We start from the raw sequence: 19,279 nt of genomic DNA, 5'->3' as shown, positions 1-19,279 counted from the left end.
ATCTGATGGCACACCAAGCGACGCCGGTTCGCACGGCCCGGCTGGGGAGGACGCTCGGCCCGGAGCCGGGGACGGTGAGCGGAGCGGTGCTGCTGCTCCCCGGCGGCCAGGAGGTGTCCACCCGCAGGCCCTCGCCGGTGCGGGCGACCGCCTCGGTGCGCGCGTTGGGGCGCCGACTGGCCGGTGCGGGGCGCTCGGAGGGCCTGGCCGTGCACGTGGTGCACTACCGCTACCGCGGCTGGAACGGCGACGAGGCGCATCAGGCCCGCGACGCGGCGTGGGCCGTCGAGGAGGTCGTACGGCGCTACGGGGACGTGCCGGTGTGCCTGGCCGGCCTCGACATGGGCGGCCGGGCCGCGCTGCACGCCGCCGGGCACGAGACCGTCAACTCCGTGGTGGCCATAGCTCCTTGGCTGCCCGAGGCGGACGTGGCGGCCACGCCCGAACCGGTCAGGCAGCTCGCCGGGCGCCGGGTGCTGATCGTGCACGGCACGAACGACGAACGGACCGATCCCGAGCTGTCCTTCCGGTTCGCCGAGCGGGCGAAGAAGGCCAACCGGGACGTGTGCCGGTTCGAAGTGCACGCCGACGGGCACGGGTTGCGTCAGTACCGGGACGAAGTCCTCGCGCTCACTGCGGACTTCGTCATGGGCTCCCTGTTCGGGCGGGTGTTCTCGCGGCCGGTGCAGGACGCGCTGGCGGCTCCGCCGCCCCTGGGGTTGCGGATGCCGCTGGCGGCCGGGTTCGGCAGGACGCTGCGGCGGTAGCGTTCTTCGCGCTCAGGCGGGGAGCAGCGTGCCGCGCTTGGCGAGCAGGAACTTCTTGAAGGCCGCCACCGGCGGGGTGTCCGGGTGGCCCGCCAGCCATGCCACGCCGATCTCCCGGACCGCGCGCGGGGCCGTCACCGTCAGTTCGGCGACTCCGGGCCGGGGGAAGGCCGGCGGGGGCAGCAGGGCGACTCCGAGGCCCGCCGCGACCAGGCCGCGCAGGGTCTCGGCCTCCTCGCCCTCGAAGGCGACCCGCGGGGTGAAGCCCGCCTCCCGGCACAGGGCGTCGGTGATGCGCCGCAGGCCGTAACCGGGTTCCAGGGTCACGAAGGACTCCTCGGCGGCCTCGGCCAGGCGGATGCGGCGGCGGGCGGCGAGCCGGTGGTCGGCGGGGACGACCAGGCGCAGCTTCTGCTCGTCGAGGCGGCGGGCGACCAGGTCGGGGGCGTCCGGCACCGGGGACGTCAGACAGAGGTCGAGCTCCCCCGCCCGCAGTCCCTCCAGCATGGCCTCGCCGTAGTTCTGCACGAGGCTGAAGCGGACCCGGGGGTGGTCGGCGCGGAAGGCGTGGATGAGGCCGGGTACGGTCTCGGCGCCCATGGTGTGCAGGAAGCCGAAGGCGACCTTGCCGGTGGCCGGGTCGGCGTCGGCGCGCACCTCGTCGGCGGCGCGCTCGATCTCGGCGAGGGCGCGTTCCACGGAGGTGAGGAAGGTGCGGCCGGCGGGGGTCAGGGAGACCGTGCGGCCCCGGCGGGCGAAGAGGTCGACGCCGAGGTCCTGCTCCAGCCGGACCATGGCCCGCGAGAGCGTCGACTGCGGGACCCGCATCTCCTGTGCGGCCCGGGTGACGTGCTCGGTGCGGGCCACGCCGGCGAAGTGCGCGAGGCGGGGCGCCAGCAACGCGACGATGTCTTCTGTGTCACCGGTCTGTGACAGGCGGGGCTGCGACCTCGGCTGATGCACCATGGGAACGATTATGCCGAGTCCGTGCATTGGACGGATGAGTGCGGGCGTTCCTACGGTCGCTGTATGACTCCCGCCGATACCGGGGCGCTCACCACCGTGGGCGCCGTCGCCTCAGTCCCCGACTCCGACTCCCGTATGACTCCGGGCGGCCCCGGCTACCGCCGGATGAGCCTCGCCCTGTTCCTCGCGGGTGTCGCCACCTTCGCGCTGCTGTACTCCACCCAGGCCCTGCTGCCGCTGATCTCCGGCGACTTCCACGTGGCGGCGAGCGAGGCGAGCTGGACCGTGGCCGCCGCGACGGGCGGCCTGGCGCTGTTCGTGCTCCCGGCAAGCGCGCTGTCGGAGCGTTTCGGGCGGCGTACGGTCATGACGGCCTCGCTGGCGGTCGCGGTGGTCGTCGGTCTGCTGGTGCCGTTCGCGCCGTCGCTGGGCGCGCTGGTCGTGCTGCGGGGGCTCCAGGGCGCGGCCCTCGCCGGGCTGCCGGCCTCGGCGCAGGCGTATCTGGCGGAGGAGGTCCGGCCCCGGGCCCTGGTCACGGCGATCGGCATGTTCGTGGCCGGCAACAGCGTGGGGGGCATGAGCGGCCGGGTCATCACCGGCTGGGTCGCCCAGGAGTGGGGCTGGCGGGTGGCCGTCGGCGTGGTCGGGGTGATCGCGGTGGGCTGCGCGGTGGCCTTCCGCCTGCTGCTTCCGGCACCGCGGCACTTCAGGGCGGGCTCGCTGCGCCCCCGGGTCCTTGCCCGCTCGGTCCGCGACCACCTCGCCGATCCGCTGCTGCGCCGCCTGTACGTGATCGGCGCGCTGTTCATGACGGTGTTCGGCGGCGTCTACACGGTGATCGGCTACCGCCTGACCGAGGCCCCCTTCTCCCTGCCGCAGGGCATCATCGGCTCGATCTTCCTGGTGTACCTGGTGGGCACGGTGTCGGCGTCGACGGCGGGCCGGCTGGTGGGCCGCCTGGGCCGCAGGGGCGCCCTGTACCTGGCGGGTGCCACGACGGCGGCGGGTCTGCTGGTCTCCCTGCTGGACTCGGTCGCGCTGGTCCTGCTGGGCCTGGTCCTGATCACCGCGGGCTTCTTCGCCGGTCACGCGGTCGCCTCCTCGGCGGTCAGCCGGACGGCGACGCACGGCCGCGCCCAGGCCTCGGCCCTCTACCAGTCCGCCTACTACGTCGGCTCCAGCGTGGGCAGCACGGTGGGCGCCATGGCCTTCCACGCGCAGGGCTGGGCGGGAACGGTCGGGGTCGGCCTGCTGGCCGTCCTGGGCGTCGTGACGATCACGGTGCTCGGGTCGCGGGCGGCGCGGGTCGCGGCGCGGCGGACGCCGGTGCCCGCCTGAATCCCCTCACCTGCTGTTTCGCTCGCGTCGGCGGCCGCTGTCAGTGGGCCGCGGTAGCTTCCGAAGTGCTGGGCGCGACGACGCGCACCGGACGGGACGGCCACAGGGCGGGTGGACGATGGGAAACGGTACGACGGCGACGGCGGGCCTCGACGAGCGACTGGAGCGGCACCGGGTCGAGCTGACCGGCTACTGCTACCGCATGCTCGGCTCGTCCTTCGAGGCGGAGGACGCGGTCCAGGACACCCTCGTGCGCGCCTGGCGGGGCTACGAGAAGTTCGAGGGGCGCTCCAGCCTCCGCTCCTGGCTCTACCGCATCGCGACGAACGTCTGCCTGGACATGCTGGCGGCGGGCGGCAAGCGGGCCCGCCCGATGGACCTGACCGAGTCCACGCCGCTGTCCCGCGCGGCGCTGTCCCCGCGCCCCGACCACACATGGCTGGAGCCGATGCCGGACGCCCGGGTGCTGCCGGCGGTGGAGGATCCGGCGGAGGCGGCCGTCACCAAGGAGTCGGTGCGGCTCGCCTTCATGGCCGCGTTGCAGCAGCTGCCGCCCAAGCAGCGGGCCGTGCTGATTCTGCGCGAGGTGCTGGCCTGGCGTGCGAGCGAGGTCGCCGAGTTGCTGGGCACGTCGGTCGCCTCGGTCAACAGCGCCCTGCAGCGGGCCCGCGCCACGCTCGCCGAGCGGCGCGACAAGGCCGCCGAGGCGGCTGTGTCGGACCCGCTGGACGAGGCCCAGCAAAGGCTCCTGGAGCGCTATGTGAAGGCGTTCGAGGGGTACGACATGGCGGAGCTGACCGCACTGCTGCACGAGGACGCGGTGATGACGATGCCGCCGTTCGACCTGTGGCTGACGGGCCCCTTTGACATCACGGGCTTCATGACGACACTGGGCGCGGCCTGCGCGGGCTCCCGGCTGCTGCCGATACGGGCCAACGGGCTGCCGGGCTTCGCCCAGTACAAGCCGGACCCGGAGCAGGGCGGCTTCACCGCGTGGGCGGTCCAGGTCCTGGAGACGTCAGAGGGCCGGATCACCGGGTTCCACTGCTTCCTCGACACCCAGCGGTGGTTCCCGCTGTTCGGGTTGCCGCTCCGTCTCGAAGGAGAGGCCGACCAGGCCGAGAAGGGCCTCTAACGCCGGAGCGGGGTCACGCAGCCGGATCCGGCCGCCGGCCCGCCGGGCGGTGAGCTGGAGCCGCGCCAGCAGGTCGACCACGCCGAGCCCCGGTGGTCCAAGACCCCCCACGTCGCAGACCACGACTCCGCCCCGGGTGTCCTCCAGCAGGGCCCGCACGTCCGCGCACAGCCCCGCCACCTCGTCCCGGGTGACGGGGCCGGCGAGCACGAGCACGGCAGGTGTCCTGGCATCCACGGTCTGTAGACCGTGCGACCGCGCCCAACTCATCGCGAACCGGGGGCCAAAGGCCCGCCCGAAGATCACATTGACCCGCTCCCCGCCCTCCCCGGAGGGTGTCCGTATGCCCCATGGATCAGCACCGCCCTGGATACCCGACGGCCTCCTGCCCGCGAGGGAGGCCGAGTGCGGGGAGTGCTGAGCGGGTTCGCGGTGATCGCGGTGGTGATCGGCGTCGGCTACGTGATCGGGCGCCGCGGCCCCCTCGGCGACCAGGGCCGCGAGGTGCTGACCAGGCTGGCCTTCCACGTGGCCTCCCCCGCCCTGCTGTTCACGACGCTCGCGCGGGCCGACCTGTCGGTGATCTTCTCCAGCCGGCTGCTGGTGACGGCGATGAGCACGGCCGCCGCGGCGGGTGTCTTCGTGGCGTTCGGCGCGGTGCGGGGCTGGGGCGTGGGCCGCACCACGATCGGTGCCCTGTGCTCCAGCTACGTCAACTCCGGCAACCTCGGCATCCCGATCGCCGTGTACGTACTGGGGGACGCGTCCCTGGTGGCCCCGGTCCTGCTGTTCCAGCAGATCATGGTCACGCCCATCGCCCTGACGGTGCTCGACCTCTCCGGGCCGGGCGGGAAGGGCTCCCTGTGGCGACGTCTGCTCACCCCGCTGCGCAACCCGATCGCGGTGGGCTCCCTGGGCGGGGTCCTGGTCTCGGCGACCGGCCTGCGGCTGCCCGGTCCGGTCATGGACCCGATCACCCTGATCGGCAACATGTCGGTCCCGGCCGTCCTGCTGGCCTACGGCATCTCCCTGCGTGGCAGCGCGGCGCCCGGCCGGGGCAGCGACCGCCGGCTGGTGCTGCTCGCCGTCGCCCTGAAGTCGGCGGGCCAGCCCCTGGCAGCCTGGGCCCTGGCGGCGGGCGTCTTCGGCCTCAGCGGGGCACCGCTGCTGGACGTGGTGGTGACCTCGGCCCTGCCCGCCGCCCAGAACCTGTTCACCTACGCGAGCCGCTACCGCGTCGGCGAGTCACTGGCCCGCGAGTCCATCCTGCTGTCGACGGTCCTGTCGGTGCCGGTACTGGTGGTGGTCGCGGCGCTGCTGGGGTGACGGCCTGTCAGTTGCAGGGAACATGCCGGTGTCGAGAACCATGCCGAACGGGACCGGTGGAGGTCCACCGATCCCGTTCACTCAAACGAGCCGTGACGTCAGCGGCCTCCGGCCGCGGGCGCAGGTCAGGCGATACGTTCCAGCACCACCGGCGAGGCGGTGAAGCCCGTGCCGGGGGCCGCGATGTCGTACGAGCCCTCGACCGACTGGAGCGCGTACTCGAAGCGCTCGGGGGTGTCCGTGTGGAGGGTCAGCAGGGGCTGGCCCTCCGTCACCAGGTCGCCGGGCTTGGCGTGCAGCTCGACGCCCGCGGCCGCCTGGACCGGGTCCTCCTTGCGGGCGCGGCCGGCGCCCAGGCGCCAGGCGGCGACACCGACGTCGTAGGCGTCGAGGCGGGTCAGGACACCGGAGGACGGGGCCGTGATCACGTGCTGTTCCCGGGAGGTGGGCAGCGGGGCGTCGGGGTCGCCGCCCTGGGCCGCGATCATGCGGCGCCAGACATCCATCGCCGAGCCGTCGGCCAGCGCCTTCGCCGGGTCCGCGTCCTTCAGGCCGGCCGCGTCCAGCATCTCGCGCGCCAGGGCCAGGGTCAGCTCGACCACGTCCGCGGGGCCGCCGCCGGCCAGGACCTCGACCGACTCGCGGACCTCCAGCGCGTTGCCCGCCGTCAGGCCGAGCGGGGTCGACATGTCGGTCAGCAGCGCGACGGTCCGCACGCCGTGGTCGGTGCCCAGGCCGACCATCGTGGAGGCCAGCTCACGGGCGTCGTCCAGCGTCTTCATGAAGGCGCCGGTGCCGACCTTCACGTCGAGGACCAGCGAGCCGGTGCCCTCGGCGATCTTCTTGGACATGATGGAGGAGGCGATCAGCGGGATCGCCTCGACCGTGGCGGTCACGTCGCGCAGGGCGTACAGCTTCTTGTCCGCGGGCGCCAGGCCGTCGCCCGCCGCGCAGATCACCGCGCCGACGCCGTCCAGCACGGACAGCATCTCCTCGTTGGACAGCAGCGCCCGCCAGCCGGGGATCGACTCCAGCTTGTCCAGCGTGCCGCCGGTGTGGCCGAGGCCGCGGCCCGACAGCTGCGGGACGGCCGCCCCGCAGGCCGCGACCAGCGGGGCCAGCGGCAGCGTGATCTTGTCGCCGACGCCGCCCGTCGAGTGCTTGTCGGCGGTGGGTCGGGACAGGGAGGAGAAGTCCATGCGCTCGCCGGAGGCGATCATCGCCGCGGTCCAGCGGGCGATCTCCCCGCGGTTCATGCCGTTGAGGAGGATGGCCATCGCGAGCGCGGACATCTGCTCGTCGGCGACCTCCCCGCGGGTGTACGCGTCGATCACCCAGTCGATCTGCTCGCCGCTGAGTTCGCCGCGGTCCCGCTTGGTGCGGATGACGGAGATGGCGTCCATGGCCATGAGGTTCGGTTCCTTCCGGGGTGCGAAGGGGGCGGGCGGCCCTCCTGGCCCCACGGGGTTCAGGAGGGCCGCCCTGGTGTTACTTGGTGAGGTGGTCCGGCCCGAAGGCCTGCGGCAGCATCTCGGACAGCGGCAGGATCCCCGCCGGGGTCTCCAGGATCAGGTCCGGCCCGCCGAACTCGTACAGCAGCTGGCGGCAGCGCCCGCACGGGACGAGGATCTCGCCCTTGCCGTCCACGCACGTGAAGTGCGTCAGCCGGCCGCCCCCGGTGTTCGCGAGCTGCGAGACCAGGCCGCACTCGGCGCACAGGCCGAGTCCGTAGGAGGCGTTCTCGACGTTGCAGCCGGTGACGATCCGGCCGTCGTCGGCCAGCGCGGCGGCACCGACCGGGTAGTTCGAGTAGGGGACGTACGCACGGGTCATCGCCGCGCGCGCCTTCTGCCGCAGCGCCTCCCAGTCGACCGTGACGTCCGAGCTCACTTGCCCTGTCCCTTCCGGTACGGCTGACCGTCCGCCTTCGGCATCCGCAGGCGCTGTGCCGACAGCGACAGCACCAGCAGGGTGACGATGTACGGCGTGGCGGTCACGACCTGCTTGGGCACCTCGTTGGTGCCGAGGTACCAGGCGAACATCCCCGCCGAGACCACGGCGGTGATGACGGCGGGCACCAGCTTCTTCTTCCACACCAGGTATGCCGCGCCGAACACCAGCAGGATCGCAAGCAGCAGGATCAGCGCGTGCACGTTGGTCGCGCCGCCGCGCAGGTTCAGGCTGTCGGTGTAACCGAACAGGCCGGCGCCGAGGGCGAGGCCGCCCGGCATCCAGTTGCCGAAGATCATCGCGGCGAGACCGATGTAACCGCGTCCTGCGGTCTGGCCGTCGAGATAGACGTTCGAGGCCACGATGGACAGGAACGCGCCGCCCAGGCCCGCGAAGCCGCCCGAGATGATCACGGCGAGGTACTTGTACTTGTAGACGTTGACGCCGAGCGACTCGGCGGCCACCGGGTTCTCGCCGCAGGAGCGCAGGCGCAGCCCGAAGGCGGTGCGCCACAGCACCCACCAGGACAGCGGCACGAGGGCGACCGCGACGACGGTCAGCGGCGACAGGTTGGTGATCAGACCGCCGAGCAGGCCGGCGACGTCGGAGACCAGGAACCAGTGCTTGGTGTTGAGGGTGTCCAGCCAGCTCGACAGGCCCGGGATGTCGAAGGTGCCGAGCGAGTCGATCGGCGGGGACTGCTTGGAGGAGCCCTGCGGGACGCCCTCGAAGGTGAACTTCGACAGGTAGCGGGTGGTGCCGAGGGCGAGGATGTTCAGCGCCACACCGGACACGATGTGGTTGACGTTGAAGGTCACCGTGGCGATGGCGTGCAGGACGGCGCCGAGCGCGCCGCCGATGATGCCGAAGACGATGCCGACCCAGGGGCCCCACTGATAGCCGGCCCAGGCACCGAACCAGGTGCCGAGGATCATCATGCCCTCGAGGCCGATGTTGACGACGCCGGACCGCTCGGCCCACAGGCCACCGAGGCCGGCGAGGCCGATCGGGACGGCCAGGCGCAGCGCGGTGGACATCTGGCCGGTCGAGGTGATGCCGTGCGCGCCGGTGACGAGGCGGACGACGGAGGTCAGCACCAGCACGCCCGCGATGATCAGCAGGAGCACCGGGAGGGAGACACGGCGGCTGCCCTTGCCGGGCTGTTTGGCCTGCGGCTTGGCGATGGTCGCGGTGGACATCAGGCCGCCACCTCCTTCTTCTGGACGTTGTTCTGGGCGGCGGCCGCGGCGAGCTCGGCGCCGACCTGCTTCTGCTGGCGGCGCAGGCCCCACTGGCGTACGGCCTCGTAGGAGATGACGACCGCGAAGACGATCAGGCCCTGCATGATGGTGGCGATCTCCTTCTCGTACGCCACGGGGGTGGCGTAGTCGAGGGCGGGAGAGGCCTTGTCGAGGAACGCCCAGAGCAGGGCGGCCAGCGCGATGCCACCGGGGTTGTTGCGGCCGAGCAGGGCGATGCCGATGGCGGTGAAGCCGAGGCCGGCCGGGAAGCTCAGGCTGTAGGTGTGGGAGTCGCCAAGCAGCAGAGGCAGGCCGGACAGGCCCGCCACCGCGCCGGAGATCAGCATCGCAGTGAGCACCATCTTCTTGGCGTTCACGCCGGAGGCCGCGGCAGCGGACTCGGAGGCACCGGAGGCGCGCAGGTCGAAGCCGAAGCGGGTGCGGTTGAGGACGAGCCAGTACAGCACGCCGAGCAGGATGGCGAGGAAGACCAGGCCGTAGATCTCACCGACGTCGGAACCCAGGTTGATGCCCGGGACCCAGCCGGACTCCTTCATGATGCCGGTCGTCATGTTGTTGCCGACCTGCACACCCCAGACGTCCTTCAGGGTGAGGTAGCCGATGAGGCTGGTGGCGATGGAGTTGAGCATGATCGTGGCGACGACCTCGCTCACGCCCCGGGTGACCTTCAGGACGCCCGCGATGCCGGCCCAGAAGGCGCCGGTGAGCATGCCGACGAGCAGCAGCGTCGGTATCTGGAGGAACGACGGCAGGGCCAGGTGGGCGCCGACGACCGCGGTCATCATCGCGGCCAGCCGGTACTGGCCGTCGACACCGATGTTGAACAGGTTCATGCGGAAGCCGAGGGCCACGCCGAGCGCCGCGATGTAGTACAGCGACGCCTGGTTGATGATCAGCACCTGGACGTCGGAGTACGACGCCTGCTCGATCATCAGCGTGTACGGCTGGATCGGGCTCTTGCCCGAGGCGATCAGCACGACCGAGGTCAGCAGGATCGCCGCGACGAGCGCGATGACCGGGCCGGCCACCGCGAGGAGCACTCGCTCCTTGTCGAACTTCTTCATCGGGCCTCGTCCTCCGGACCGGCGTCTTCCCCGGTGGTTTCGGTGTCTTCCAGATGGCCGGTCGCGGCACCCGTCATGGCCGAGCCGAGCTGCTCGGGGGTGATGGTGGCCGGGTCGGCGTCGGCGACCAGCCGGCCGTTGTAGATCACCCGCAGGGTGTCGGACAGGCCGATCAGCTCGTCCAGGTCGGCGGAGATCAGCAGCACGGCCAGGCCCTCGCGGCGGGCGTCCCGGATGTGGTCCCAGATCGCGGCCTGCGCGCCGACGTCCACGCCGCGGGTGGGGTGGGCGGCGATGAGGAACTTGGGGCTGTGGCTCATCTCACGGCCGACGATCAGCTTCTGCTGGTTGCCGCCGGACAGGGAGGCGGCGGTGACGTCGATGCCGGGGGTGCGGACGTCGTACTCCTCGACGATCCGCCGGGTGTCCTCCTGGGCGCCCTTGGGGTCGAGCCAGAAGCCCTTGGCGTTGGGGCGCTCGGTGACGTGGCCGAGGATGCGGTTCTCCCACAGCGGGGCTTCCAGCAGGAGCCCGTGCCGGTGGCGGTCCTCGGGGATGTAGCCGACGCCGGACTCGCGGCGCTTGCGGGTGGGCCAGGAGGTGACGTCCTCGCTCCCGAGGCCGATCGTGCCGGAGTCGGCGGCCTTCAGGCCGATGAGCGCCTCGATCAGCTCGGTCTGACCGTTGCCCTCGACGCCCGCGAGGCCGAGGACCTCGCCGGCGTGGATGGTGAAGCTGATGTCGTCGAGGACGGCCCGGCCGCCCTCGGCCTCCAGGCGCAGCTTGTCGACGGTGAGAACCGGCCGGTCGGTGACCGTGGACTCGGCGGTCTCCGGGGTGGGCAGTTCGCTGCCGACCATCATCTCGGCGAGCTGGCGCGAGGTGGTCTCGGCGGGGACGGCCGTGCCCACGGTGGTGCCGCGGCGTATGACGGTGATGTCGTCCGCGACCGAGAGGACCTCGCCCAGCTTGTGGGAGATGAAGATGACCGACAGGCCCTCGGTCTTCAGCTCGCGCAGGTTGTCGAAGAGCGCGTCGACCTCCTGCGGGACGAGCACGGCGGTCGGCTCGTCGAGGATGAGGGTGCGCGCGCCGCGGTAGAGGACCTTGAGGATCTCCACGCGCTGGCGGTCGGCGACGCCGAGGTCCTCGACCAGGGCGTCCGGGCGGACGCCGAGACCGTAGCGGTCGGAGATCTCCTTGATCTTCCTGCGGGCCGCGCCGCCGATGCCGTACAGCTTCTCGCTGCCGAGGGCGACGTTCTCGAGCACGGTCAGGTTGTCGGCCAGCATGAAGTGCTGGTGGACCATGCCGATGCCGCGGGCGATGGCGTCGGCGGGGCTGCCGAAGCTCACCTGCTCGCCGTCGACCGCGATGGTGCCCTCGTCCGGCTTCTGCATACCGTAGAGGATCTTCATCAGGGTGGACTTGCCGGCACCGTTCTCGCCGACGAGGGCGTGTACGGTTCCCTTACGGACCGTCAGGTGGATGTCGTGGTTGGCCACGACCCCGGGGAAGCGCTTGGTGATGCCCGCGAGCTCTACCGCGATGGTCGACTCGGCGGTGAGCGGAGGGCTGCTGGACGCGTCGATGGCGACTCTCCTTGGGGAAAGGGGCCGCTCTACGCGCGTAGCGCCCCTGCTTTAAATAGTGCCCGGACCTGATCGACCTTGATTTGTCCTCGATCCGTTCCGAGCATTCTGCCGCGTGAACGGGGTGTGAGTCGCTGTGCGCTTCCACACCCCGTTCCGCCGCCGTGACGCTGCCGCCGCAGCGTCGTTCAGGCCGTCCCTGCGGTCGGCCCGCGGTCGTTCGGTCAGGAGTCCTTGACCTTGATCGAACCGCTCTTGATGGCTTCCTCGGCCTTCTTGATCGCCTTCTGGAGGTCGGCGTTGTTCTTGAAGACGGGGTTGGAGTCGGAGAGGCTCACACCGCCGGTGGCCAGGCTGGCGCGCACCTCGCCGGTCTCGGGCTTGCCGTCCTTGACCGACTTGGCCAGGTTGAAGACGGCGCCGGAGACGTCCTTCATGGCCGAGGTGAGGATCGAGTCCTTGTACTTGGCCAGCGCGTCCTGCTTGTACTGGTCGGAGTCGACGCCGATGGCCCAGATCTTGTGCTCGGAGGCGGCCTTGATCACGCCCTGGCCGGACAGGCCCGCGGCGGCGTAGACCACGTCGGCGCCCGCGTCGATCTGGCCGTTGGCGGCGTTCTCACCCTTGTCCGGGCTGGAGAAGCCACCCTCCTCGGCCGTCTGGGTCAGGTACTGCGACTTGACCGTGACGCCCTTCTTGGTGTCCGCGACGCCCTGCTTGAAGCCCGCCTCGAACTTGTGGATCAGGGGGACGTCCACGCCGCCGACGAAGCCGACGGTGTTCGTCTTGGTCGTCTTGGCGGCGGCGACACCGGCCAGGTAGGAGGCCTGCTCCTCGTGGAAGACCAGGTCGGCCACGTTGTCCGCGGTGATCGTGTTGTCGTCGACGATGCCGAAGGTGGTCTTCGGGAACTTGGCGGCGGCCGCCTTGACGGCGGGCGCGTAGGCGAAGCCGACGCCGATCACCGGGTTGTAGCCCTGCTTGGCGAGGGTCTCCAGGCGCTGTACCTTGTCCGCGTCCGACTCGCCGTCCTGCGGCTCGACAGCATTGCTCTTGTAGCCGAACTCCTGGTCGGCCTTCTCCATGCCGGCCGCGGCGGCGTCGTTGAAGGACTGGTCGCCCTTGCCGCCGACGTCGTAGGCGAGGGCAAGACCGAGGTTCTTGTCGCCGCCACCGGACGACGAACTGGACGAGCTGCTGCCACATGCGGAAACAGTGACGGCGAGAGCTGCGGCTGCGACACTTGCAGCCGCTATACGGGACACCCGGCGCATGGAACGAGACTCCTTCGTGCAAGCGCCCATACCAGGCGCTGGTTCCGCCGCAGCGTAACGCGCGTAGACATGTCGGAAAACCCCTCCTTGCCAGAGTGTTATCCGACCGTTTTGATCCTTCGGTGCCGCTCTGGCCGGGCGTGGGCGCCCGCCGGGACGCCCAACGGCCGGTGGCCAGGGGGATCGATGTCCCGACGCCACCGCGGGCGCGCCCGGCGCCCGCACGGCGGAAGGCTCCGGACCGTGCGGTCCGGAGCCTTCCGTCAGCGTTTCCCGCCGGACGGCGCGGTCACTGGGTGTTGACGGTGACCTTGCCGTCGATGATGTCCTGCCTGGCCTTCTCGACGGCGGCGACGACGTCCTTCATGGCCTGGTACTTCGGGTTGGAGTCGGCGAAGCCCACGCCGCCGGACTTCAGGTCGCCGCGCACCTCGCCGGACAGCGGCTTGCCGTCGACGACGGACTTGGTCAGCTCGTAGACCGCGCCGCCGACGTTCTTCAGGGCCGAGCCGAGGATCCAGTCCTTGTACTTGGCCAGGGAGCTCTGCCGGTACTGGTCGGAGTCGACGCCGATGGCCCACACCTTGTGCTCGGCCGCGGTCTGGATCACACCCTGACCGGACAGGCCGGCCGCGTGGTAGATGACGTCCACGCCGGCCTCGATCTGGCCGTTGGCCGCGTCCTTGCCCTTGTCGGGGCTGGAGAAGCCGCCCTCCTGCGCGGTCTGCGTCAGGTACTGCTTCTCGATCTTGATCTTCGGGTCGACCGACTGGGCGCCCTGGACGAAGCCCGCCTCGAACTTGTGGATCAGCGGGATGTCCACGCCGCCGACGAAGCCGATGTGCTTCTTCTTGGTCGTCTTGGCGGCGGCGACACCGGCCAGGTAGGAGGCCTGCTCCTCGTGGAAGACCAGGTCGGCCACGTTGTCCGCCGTGACCGACTCGTCGTCGACGATGCCGAAGGTCGTCTTCGGGAACTTGGCCGCGACCTCCTTGACCGCCGGGCCGTACACGAAGCCGACCCCGATGATCGGGTTGTAGCCGGCCTTGGCGAGCTGTTCGAGGCGCTGCATCTTGTCCGCGTCGGACTCGTTGTCGTTCGGGTCGACGTCCCGGCCGCCGATCTTGAACTCGTCCTCGGCCTTCTGGAAACCGGAGAACGCGGCGTCGTTGAAGGACTGGTCGCCCTTGCCGCCGATGTCGTACGCCAGACCGATGCCCTTGCCCGAGTACGCTCCCGAGCCGCCGGCCGAGCTGGTGCCGGACTTGTCGGAGCCGTCGGCCGAGTCGCTGCTGGACTTGCCGCACCCGGCGGCCGCGAGCGCGATGACCGCTACGGTCACCGCGGCTCGGGAGAATCTGGTCCTCGATGAGTTCAGACGCACAGCAAGCACCCCTTCTTGCCCCACGGCACCGTCGCCGGCCCGCTGTCCCCATGTGCCGCCTCTGGTGGCGATTCCGGCGCACATTAACGCGCGTAGAGACGGAGGGATACGGGGTTTCTCGTGGCCGTTACCGAACCGTGCCGCCTGGGGGTGCGAGAGGGGGTGGCCTTGCTCGGCGTGGCTCCGGTCGCGGGCGGGTGCCACGACCGGCGCCGGGGGCGCCCGAAACGGACGCCCCCGGCCGGGATCAGCGCGTCGGGTGCAGCAGGGCGGCGGCGGTGAACAGCTCCACACCCACCCTGATGGCGGACTCGTCGGCGTCGAAGTCCCCCTGGTGCAGGTCGCGCACGGTCCGCTCACCCGGGGTGCGCACCCCGAGCCGGGCCATCGCGCCCGGCACGTGCTCCAGGTACCAGGAGAAGTCCTCGCCGCCGAGGCTCTGCTCGGTGCCCTCCACGGAGGCGGCGCCGCGCCGGGCGGTCATGGCGTCGCGCAGGAGTTCGGTCACCACCGGTTCGTTGACGACCGGCGGCACCCCGCGCACGTAGTTGATCTCGGACTTGGCCTTATGCAGGTTGGCGACCTCGTCGATCGCGGCGACCACGATGTCGGGCGCCGTCCGCCAGGCGTGGATGTCCAGGCAGCGGACCGTCCCGGCGAGTTCGGCGTGCTGCGGGACCACGTTCGGGGCGTGCCCGGACTCGATCCGTCCCCAGGTCACGGCGAGCCCGGCGCGGGTGTCGACCCGCCGGCCGACGAGCGCGGGCACGTCGGTGACGACCCGGGCGGCGGCGGTGACGAGGTCGGTCGTCAGGTGCGGCCGCGCGGTGTGCCCGCCGGGGCCGTCCAGCAGGACCTCCAGCCGGTCGCAGGCGGAGGTGATGGGGCCCTGGCGCAGTCCGATCCGGCCGGCGTCGACCCGGGGGTCGCAGTGCACGGCGACGATCCGGCCCACTCCCTCCAGCGCGCCGCTCTTGATGGCTTCGGCGGCGCCGCCGGGCAGCACCTCCTCGGCGGGCTGGAAGATCAGCCGCACGGGCCGCGGCAGCAGCCCCTGCCGATGCAGGTCCGCGAGCACCAGACCCGCGCCCAGGACGACGGTGGTGTGCACGTCGTGCCCGCAGGCGTGGGCGCGGTCGGGCACGGTGGACCGGTACGGGCTCTCGCTCTTGGTGTCGGGAATGGGCAGGGCGTCGATGTCGGCGCGCAGGGCGAGCACTGCCGGCCCCCCGCCTCCGGGGTCGCCACCGATGTCGCAGACGAGACCGGTCCCGGCCGAAAGCACCCGCGGCGCGAGCCCGGCCTTCTCCAGCCGCTCCTTGATCGCAGCGGTGGTACGGAACTCCTGATTGCCGAGCTCGGGGTGCATGTGCAGGTCGCGCCGGAAGGCGACGAGCTCGGTGTACAGCGCCTCGGGCAGTGTGCCGGGGAGGGCGTCCGCCGTGGCATCAGCGGGGAGATCGGCCTCGGATTCTGGGGACATCAGTTGCTTCACCCTCTGAAGGGTAGGACGCCGGGGCGGTCAACTGACCCTGGATCAACAAAAGTTCAACCCTTGGGGGAAGAAAAGGTGGCCGCCCGGCGCATACGAATCGACTGGGATGGGTAAACTCGCCCGCCTTCGTCGGCCGAGCGGATCACGGAGCCCCCGGGGAGTGGCTTGCGTCACGCCCCTGGCGTCCCGCCCCATTTGTTCATTTCTCCACGCATACCACGTCGCACCCGCACCGCGCCCGGCATGTTCACCTGACGGACGACCGTCCGGACCGCTTCCAGCCTCTCCGAGCCTCCTCGGGGCGGCCTGGAGAAGGCCCCGAGGAGGCTCGGAGAGGTCCTGGAGAAGTCCTGGAGGGCCGCTCAGCCGGCCTGGGCCGTCCGGGCGAGGCGGTGCACGTCCCGGGCGGTGCCGGTCACCCCGGACAGGAAGCCCTCGGCCCGTGGGGAGGCGTGCGCCGTCAGCCAGCTCGGGTCGATGTCGCAGACGGTGACGCGCACCCCCGTGCCGGCCAGGGCGAGCGGCAGGGTGTGGACGACGGTGGAGGGGAAGCTGAGGATCGTACGGCCGATCGGGCCCCGGCGGGCGATCAGCTCCAGGGGAAGCTCGGGGCGGACGACCTGGAGGCCGGTCTCCACGGCCAGCCGGTGCAGCTTCTCGGCGCTCTCGCGCCGGTGGGCGAAGTAACGGGTCGCCCCGTGCGCCTCGGCCAGTGACCGCACGGCGTCCAGGTACCGGTCGCCGTCGACGACGCCCGTCTCCACCAGCGACGTGCCCACCAGGTCGGCGCCCGCGGTGACGCCGGGCGGCCCGAAACGGGCGCGGGTCCAGGCGAAGCGGTTCGCGGTGACGGTCACGCCCCGCGGGGTCTCGTCGATCGGCATGGACGAGAACACCTCCACCCGGCGCTCCCCGCCCGGGGTGAGGCGGCGCCGGGCGACGGCCGACACCGGGCCGAGGACGAGGTCCCGCGGGCCGCGGCGGCCCTTGCGGTGCCAGCGCACGAGCCGCTCCCCGCGGGCGAGCTGGACGACGAACTCCATCGTCGCCGTGCCGTCGTCCACGACCACGAGGTCCCGCGCCCTGGTGATCGTCAGCAGCAGCTGCACATACCGCGAGAACGGGTCGCCCATCACGACCCGCTCGGCCCGCCGGAGCGGTCCGGCCAGGCCGCCGATGGTCCTCAGCGGCGCCCCGGCCCCGCCCCGCGCCTCCTCCCACCGCACCTCGTGCCCCTCGTCCCGGGCCAGCTGGGCCATCCGCCGCAGCTGACCGCGGCTCATGGGATCGGTCGGCGACAGCACGACGAGGGTGATCCCGGACTCCGGGCGGGCGCCGGGGGCGGTCCCGCCCGGATCGGGGGCGCGGTCGGTGGTGTGGCCGCGGGCGTGAGCCCATTCCAGCACGTTCAGCAGTTGTACCGGGCTCTCGACGAAGGCGAGGGTGCGGGGGCTCATCGGCGCGGGACCGTCCGTGTTAAGGGGCTGGGGCTCACACCGCGACCGGCTCGCCCGCCGCCGCGGCGATCTCCGCCTCGGCGACGACGCCGGTGACGCGGCGCAGCTTCTTCATCGGGCCGAGCTCGGAGTCGTAGACCTTCTTCACGCCGTCGCCGAGGGAGGCCTCGATGGTGCGGATGTCACGGACCAGGCGCTGCAGGCCCTGCGGCTCCACCGAGGCGGCCTGGTCGGAGCCCCACATGGCGCGGTCCAGGGTGATGTGGCGCTCGACGAAGGTGGCGCCGAGGGCGACCGCGGCGAGCGTGGTCTGCAGGCCCGTCTCGTGGCCGGAGTAGCCGATCGGGACGTTCGGGAACTCCTGCTGCAGGGTGTTGATCACGCGCAGGTTCAGCTCCTCGGCCTTGGCCGGGTACGTCGACGTGGCGTGGCACAGCAGGATGTTCTCCGAGCCGAGCACCTCCACCGCGTGGCGGATCTGCTTGGGCGTGGACATGCCGGTGGAGAGGATGATCGTCTTGCCGGTGGCGCGCAGGGCGCGCAGCAGCTCGTCGTCCGTCAGGGAGGCGGAGGCCACCTTGTGGGCGGGCACGTCGAACTTCTCCAGGAAGGCGACGGCCTCGGTGTCCCACGGGGAGGCGAACCAGTCGATGTTCTTGCTCTTGCAGTACTCGTCGATCTGGCGGTACTCGTCCTCACCGAACTCCACGCGGTGGCGGTAGTCGATGTAGGTCATCCGGCCCCAGGGGGTGTCGCGCTCGATGTCCCACTGGTCGCGCGGGGTGCAGATCTCGGGGGTGCGCTTCTGGAACTTCACGGCGTCGCAGCCGGCCTCGGCGGCCGCGTCGATCAGCTTGAAGGCGTTCTCGAGGTCGCCGTTATGGTTGATGCCGATCTCACCGGTGACGTAGACCGGGCGGCCGGGGCCGGCCTCGCGCGAGCCGAACGTGCGGATGCGGGAGTTGGTGCTCATGGCGGGAGTTGTCCTTACTTGGTGAGGGAATCGAGAGAGGGGCCGAGGATCCAGCTGGCGATCTCTCGGATCGCGCCGTCGCCACCGGGGACGGTGGTGACCGCGCGTGCGGCGCCGCGTACGACGTCGTGGGCGCTCGCGACCGCCACGGGCCAGCCCACGAGGGAGAAGCACGGGAGGTCGTTGACGTCGTTGCCGACGTAGAGCACGCGCTCGGGCGCGATGCCCTGTTCCTCGCACCACTGCTTCAGCGCGAGATCCTTGCGGTCGATGCCGTGCAGCACCGGGAGCCTGAGCTTCCGGGCGCGGGCGGCGACGACCGGGTTCTGCTCCGTGGACAGGATCAGCATCCTCAGGCCGCTCTCGCGCAGCGCCGCGATGCCGAGGCCGTCCCCGCGGTGCACGGAGACGAACTCCCGTCCGTCGGAGTCGATCAGCACCCTGTCGTCGGTCTGGGTGCCGTCGAAGTCGAGTACGACCGCGTCCACGTCGGCGGCGGTCGGCAGCGAGCCGGGCCGGTTGGCGTCGAACAGCGGTGCCAGCGCCCGCGCCCGCGCCAGGTCGTGCGGGTCGTCGATCTCCAGCACCCGCGCGGGGTCGGTGCGCACGAGCTCCGTACGGCCGAAGAAGCGGTGCCGGTGCGCGCGGAACCCGGACGCCGTCATGGCGTAGGCGGCGCCGGTCTCCAGCAGGTCCTGGGGGCGGTCCTGGCGGCGCGGGCGGACGGACTTGTCGTGGTTGACGCCGTAACCGCCCTCGGGGGCGGCCGCGTCCGACGGCGCGCCGTCGGTCACCGGGTCGTCGGCGGCGTCCCGCCACACGAAGCCGTGGAAGGGCGCCACGGTCACCGCGGTGTCGGCGCCGTCCTCGACGACCGCGCCCGCGACCCCGTCGACGTCCTGACCGCGCAGGAACGGGCTGGTGCACTGCACGAGCAGCACCACGTCCACCGGGGCGCCGTGCAGCGCCTCGTGCGCGTCCATGGCGTGCAGCACGGCGGCCTCGGAGGTGGCGGTGTCACCGGCGATGGCGGCCGGCCGCAGCACCACCTCGGCGCCGGCCTGACGGGCGGCGGCCGCGATGGCCTGGTCGTCGGTGGAGACCACCACGTCGGTCACCAGGTGGGCCGCCCGGCACTCGCGCACGGCGCGGGCGACCAGCGGGACACCGCCGACGGGGGCGAGGTTCTTCGCGGGGACACCCTTGGAGCCGCCGCGCGCGGGTATCACCGCGAGCACGCGGCGCACCGGGGCGCCGGATCCCGCGTCCGGGTGGGCGTCGGTCATGGGCTGCACT

The 19,279-nt window shown here is 71.6% G+C and carries 17 protein-coding genes; 4 read left to right on the top strand and 13 right to left on the bottom strand.

What is annotated here, in order from left to right; all coding sequences use genetic code 11:
- The first annotated feature begins 5 nt into the window (after window positions 1-5).
- Complete coding sequence (locus ACIHCX_RS11650; protein ID WP_400028758.1) at window positions 6-767, top strand: alpha/beta hydrolase family protein; 762 nt, start codon at window positions 6-8, stop codon at window positions 765-767.
- 12 nt (window positions 768-779) lie between these two features.
- Here the strand turns inward: ACIHCX_RS11650 and ACIHCX_RS11645 are convergent, their stop codons facing one another.
- Window positions 780-1,733, bottom strand: coding sequence for a LysR substrate-binding domain-containing protein (locus ACIHCX_RS11645; protein ID WP_400028757.1), 954 nt, complete (start codon window positions 1,731-1,733; stop codon window positions 780-782).
- A gap of 63 nt (window positions 1,734-1,796) precedes the next feature.
- Here ACIHCX_RS11645 and ACIHCX_RS11640 point away from each other — a divergent pair, with 63 nt between their 5' ends.
- Both ACIHCX_RS11640 and ACIHCX_RS11635 read left to right on the top strand, forming a co-directional pair.
- Window positions 1,797-3,071, top strand: coding sequence for an MFS transporter (locus ACIHCX_RS11640; RefSeq protein WP_400028756.1), 1,275 nt, complete (start codon window positions 1,797-1,799; stop codon window positions 3,069-3,071).
- 118 nt (window positions 3,072-3,189) lie between these two features.
- Window positions 3,190-4,206 (top strand): sigma-70 family RNA polymerase sigma factor, encoded by a 1,017-nt coding sequence (locus ACIHCX_RS11635; protein ID WP_400028755.1) that lies wholly within the window; start codon window positions 3,190-3,192, stop codon window positions 4,204-4,206.
- On the opposite strand, the gene ACIHCX_RS11630 is transcribed toward ACIHCX_RS11635, so the two are convergent.
- Window positions 4,090-4,476: an STAS domain-containing protein gene (locus ACIHCX_RS11630; protein ID WP_400029214.1), complete on the bottom strand. Its 387-nt coding sequence runs from the start codon at window positions 4,474-4,476 to the stop codon at window positions 4,090-4,092. The two genes, ACIHCX_RS11635 and ACIHCX_RS11630, sit on opposite strands and share 117 nt — an antisense overlap.
- Before the next feature lie 135 nt (window positions 4,477-4,611).
- On the opposite strand from ACIHCX_RS11630, the gene ACIHCX_RS11625 reads away from it, so the two are divergent.
- Window positions 4,612-5,532, top strand: a complete 921-nt coding sequence (locus tag ACIHCX_RS11625; RefSeq protein ID WP_400028754.1) for an AEC family transporter — start codon at window positions 4,612-4,614, stop codon at window positions 5,530-5,532.
- Between the two features lie 125 nt (window positions 5,533-5,657).
- On the opposite strand, the gene ACIHCX_RS11620 is transcribed toward ACIHCX_RS11625, so the two are convergent.
- The 11 genes from ACIHCX_RS11620 to ACIHCX_RS11570 all read right to left on the bottom strand — a co-directional run bounded on the left by ACIHCX_RS11620 (window position 5,658) and on the right by ACIHCX_RS11570 (window position 19,269).
- Entirely contained in the window at window positions 5,658-6,941 is a 1,284-nt protein-coding gene (locus tag ACIHCX_RS11620) for a thymidine phosphorylase (RefSeq protein WP_400028753.1), read from the bottom strand.
- Between the two features lie 79 nt (window positions 6,942-7,020).
- Window positions 7,021-7,422 carry a cytidine deaminase gene (locus ACIHCX_RS11615; RefSeq protein ID WP_400028752.1) on the bottom strand — a complete coding sequence of 134 codons (402 nt, stop codon included), beginning with the start codon at window positions 7,420-7,422 and terminating at the stop codon, window positions 7,021-7,023.
- Window positions 7,419-8,681: an ABC transporter permease gene (locus ACIHCX_RS11610; protein WP_400028751.1), complete on the bottom strand. Its 1,263-nt coding sequence runs from the start codon at window positions 8,679-8,681 to the stop codon at window positions 7,419-7,421. The genes ACIHCX_RS11615 and ACIHCX_RS11610 overlap by 4 nt, the downstream gene beginning before the upstream one ends.
- Window positions 8,681-9,808, bottom strand: a complete 1,128-nt coding sequence (locus ACIHCX_RS11605) for an ABC transporter permease (RefSeq protein WP_400028750.1) — start codon at window positions 9,806-9,808, stop codon at window positions 8,681-8,683. The genes ACIHCX_RS11610 and ACIHCX_RS11605 overlap by 1 nt, the downstream gene beginning before the upstream one ends.
- On the bottom strand, window positions 9,805-11,400 hold the full coding sequence (locus ACIHCX_RS11600) for an ABC transporter ATP-binding protein (protein ID WP_400029213.1): 1,596 nt from the start codon (window positions 11,398-11,400) through the stop codon (window positions 9,805-9,807). Before ACIHCX_RS11600 ends, ACIHCX_RS11605 begins: the two co-directional genes overlap by 4 nt.
- 224 nt (window positions 11,401-11,624) lie before the next feature.
- A complete protein-coding gene (locus tag ACIHCX_RS11595) occupies window positions 11,625-12,674 on the bottom strand; it encodes a BMP family protein (RefSeq protein WP_400028749.1) in 1,050 nt (349 codons plus the stop codon).
- A 289-nt stretch (window positions 12,675-12,963) separates the two neighbouring features.
- Window positions 12,964-14,016: a BMP family protein gene (locus tag ACIHCX_RS11590; protein WP_400028748.1), complete on the bottom strand. Its 1,053-nt coding sequence runs from the start codon at window positions 14,014-14,016 to the stop codon at window positions 12,964-12,966.
- A 289-nt stretch (window positions 14,017-14,305) separates the two neighbouring features.
- Window positions 14,306-15,541 carry an amidohydrolase gene (locus tag ACIHCX_RS11585; RefSeq protein WP_400028747.1) on the bottom strand — a complete coding sequence of 412 codons (1,236 nt, stop codon included), beginning with the start codon at window positions 15,539-15,541 and terminating at the stop codon, window positions 14,306-14,308.
- A gap of 374 nt (window positions 15,542-15,915) precedes the next feature.
- On the bottom strand, window positions 15,916-17,010 hold the full coding sequence (locus ACIHCX_RS11580) for a hypothetical protein (protein ID WP_400028746.1): 1,095 nt from the start codon (window positions 17,008-17,010) through the stop codon (window positions 15,916-15,918).
- A gap of 34 nt (window positions 17,011-17,044) precedes the next feature.
- Complete coding sequence (locus ACIHCX_RS11575) at window positions 17,045-17,983, bottom strand: N-acetylneuraminate synthase family protein (RefSeq protein WP_400028745.1); 939 nt, start codon at window positions 17,981-17,983, stop codon at window positions 17,045-17,047.
- Between the two features lie 14 nt (window positions 17,984-17,997).
- Window positions 17,998-19,269: a cytidylyltransferase domain-containing protein gene (locus ACIHCX_RS11570; protein WP_400028744.1), complete on the bottom strand. Its 1,272-nt coding sequence runs from the start codon at window positions 19,267-19,269 to the stop codon at window positions 17,998-18,000.
- Between the last annotated feature and the right edge of the window lie 10 nt (window positions 19,270-19,279).

This window comes from Streptomyces sp. NPDC052043 (genome assembly GCF_044548235.1).
Lineage (GTDB): Bacteria > Actinomycetota > Actinomycetes > Streptomycetales > Streptomycetaceae > Streptomyces.
Note: the sequence above shows the minus strand (reverse complement) of the source record. Positions and strands in the feature narration are given on the sequence as shown.